This is a genomic window from Streptomyces carpinensis (assembly GCF_002154505.1).
Lineage (GTDB): Bacteria > Actinomycetota > Actinomycetes > Streptomycetales > Streptomycetaceae > Streptomyces > Streptomyces carpinensis.
Map to the genome: position 1 here is coordinate 1 of NZ_MUBM01000326.1, position 2928 is coordinate 2928.

1 protein-coding gene is annotated in these 2928 nt (G+C 76.6%); it reads right to left on the reverse strand.

All coding sequences use genetic code 11. The annotated features are described in order from the left end of the window. A partial coding sequence (locus BZY54_RS36285; RefSeq protein WP_244217513.1) for an SDR family NAD(P)-dependent oxidoreductase occupies positions 1-2860 on the reverse strand: 2860 nt, incomplete at its 3' end. Positions 2861-2928 lie beyond the last annotated feature (68 nt).

A 2928-nucleotide genomic window follows, 5' to 3' on the forward strand; every position in this document is an offset into this window, starting at 1 on the left:
ACGCCGTCGTCGCCGCGTTCGGCTCCCAGTCGAACGCGGCGACGACGGCGTGGGCGGGGCGGCCGGCGAGGACCCGGCGCAGTGCGCCCAGGGCGAGCCGGGGCGGCATCGCGGGGGCGCCGACGCGCCGCATCATGGCGGCGAGTTCGGCGTCGACCATGCCGCTGTCCCAGGAGCCCCAGGCGATGGAGGTGGCGGCCAGGCCGCGGGCGCGGCGGCGGTGGGCGACTCCGTCCAGGAAGGCGTTGGCGCTGCCGTAGGCGGTCTGCCCGGCGCTGCCCCACACGGCGGAGCCGGACGAGAACAGTACGAACGCGTCCAGCGGTGTGTCGTGCAGGAGTTCGTCGAGGTGCAGGGCGCCGAGGGCCTTGGCGGTGGCCACCTCCGCGAACTCGGCGAGGCCCAGGTCGGTGAGCGGGGCGATGCGCTGCGGCAGGCCGGCAGCGTGCACGACGGCCGTCAGGCCGGGCACTCCGGCGAGCAGGGCGCGTACGGCCTCGCGGTCGGCGACGTCGCAGGCCGCGACGGTGACCCTGACGCCCGACTTCTCCAGCTCCGCCGCGAGGTCGGCGGCCCCGGGGGCTTCGGCACCGCGCCTGCTGGTCAGCACCAGGTGTTCGGCGCCGTCGGCGGCGAGGGCGCGTGCGACATGGGCGCCGAGTCCGCCGGTTCCGCCGGTGACGAGGACGGTGCCGCGCGGCTGCCAGGGCCGCTCCGGGTCGGGTCGCTCGGGGCGGGTCATGCGGCGGGCGCGCGTCCCGGAGTCGCGGACGGCGATCTGGTCCTCGCCGGTGGCGCCGGCGAGGGTGTCGCACAGCCGTCGCGCGGCCCCGATGTCGGTGGGGTCGGCGAGGTCGGCGATGCCGCCGAAGGTGCCGGGGGCGTCCAGGGCGAGTCCGCCGGCCAGGCCCCAGAGCGCCGTCTGGTACGGGCCGACGGGGCGGGCGGCGGCGTCCGTGTCGTCGACGGCGACGGCGCCGCTGGTGACCAGCCACAGAGGGGCCCGGTACGCCCGGTCGGCCAGGGCCTGGGCGAGCGCGACGGTGTCCGCGAGACCCTGGGAGACGGCCGGGTGGGCGGGATGCGGTGTGTCGTCGAGGCCGAGCAGGCTGAGCACACCGGCCGGCTCCTCCTCCGGAAGCAGGGCGGCCAGGGCGGTCCGGTTCCGCTCTCCACCGGGCTCGACCGTCAGCGGGCGGGCGCCGCGCTCGCTCAGGGCCGTGGCGAGTACGGCGGCGGACTCGGCGTGGGCCTCGGGGTGCAGGATCAGCCAGGTGCCGTCGAGGGGCGCGGTGTCCGGTTCGGCCACGGGCTGCCAGCTCACCCGGTAGCGCAGTGCGTCGACCTCGGCGGCCTCGCGCCGGCGGAGCCGCCAGGCCGACAGTGCGGGGAGGACGGGCGCCAGGGCGGCCGGCTCGATGCCGAGCCGCTGCGCGAGGCCGGCGCTGTCGTCGCGCTCCACGGCGTCCCAGAACTGCGCGTCCCCGGGGCCCGGCGGAGTCGTGGCCGCTTCGGGGGCGGCGTCGGGCCGCGCCCAGTAGTTCCTGCGCTGGAAGGCGTAGGTGGGCAGGTCCGTGCGGCGGGCGCCGGTGCCGTCGAAGAAGGCGGTCCAGTCGACCCGTACGCCCCGGCCGTGGGCGAGGGCGACGGCGGTGGCCAGTTCGCGTTCCTCGGGACGGCCCCGGCGCAGCGCGGGCGCGAACGCGGGGGCCTCCTCGGGCGGGCCGGTCAGGCAGTCGGGGCCGAGCGGGGAGAGCGCGGCGTCCGGGCCGAGTTCGAGGAAGGTGTGGACGCCCTTGTTCTCCAGCACCCGTACCGCGTCGCGGAAGCGTACGGTGGCGCGGACGTGCCGCACCCAGTAGTCGGCGTCGGCCAGTTCCTCCGGGCCGGCGAGTTCGCCGGTCACCGTGGAGATGACGGGGATCCTCGCCGTGCCGTAATCGAGTTGCCGGGCGATCGTCCGGAACTCGTCGAGCATCGGTTCCATCAGAGGCGAGTGGAAGGCGTGCGACACGGTGAGCCGCTTGGTCTTGCGGCCCTGCGCCCGGAAGTGCTCGGTCAGGGCGGTGACGGCCGCCTCGGCGCCGGAGACGACGACGGCCTGCGGACCGTTGATCGCCGCGATGCCGACCGCGTCGGTAAGCGGTTCACCGTCGTCGGAAAGCAGTACGCCGTCCCCGGTGAGCAGTTCGCGTACCTCGTCCTCGCCCGCCTGGAGGGCGGCCATGGCCCCGCCGGGGGGCAGCGCCTGCATCAGCCGTCCTCGGGCCGCGACCAGCCGGGCCGCGTCGTTCAGCGACAGGACGCCGCTGACGTGCGCGGCGGCGAGCTCGCCGACGGAGTGGCCGGCGAGGTAGTCGGGGCGGATGCCCCAGGACTCGACGAGCCGGTGGAGAGCGACCTCGATGGCGAAGAGGGCCGGCTGGGCGTTTTCGGTGCGGTCGAGCAGGTCGCCGTCCTCGCCCCACATCACGTCGCGCAGCGGGGTGTCGAGGTGGGCGTCGAGCGCGGCGATCGCCTCGTCGAACGCCTGCGCGAAGACCGGGTGAGCGGCGTACAGTTCGCGGCCCATGCCGGTGCGCTGGGCTCCCTGCCCGGTGAACAGGAACCCGGTCAGCGCGTCGGGGCGAGCCGTACCGGTGACGGTGGCGGGCGCGGGGGTGCCGCCGGCGAGGGCGCGCAACGCGCGTACGGCCTCGTCCCGGTCGGCGGCGACGACCACGGCGCGGTGCTCCAGGGCCGCCCTGGAGGTGACGAGCGAGTAGCCGATGTCGGTCAGCCGCAGGTCCGGGGCGGCGTCGAGCCACTCGGCAAGCCGCGCGGCCTGCGCGCCGAGGGCGTCGGCGCGGCGAGCGGACACGGCGAGCGGGACGACGGCGGAAGGCCGGGTTGGGCGTACGGCGGGGGCGTCCGGGGAGGTGCCGGGGG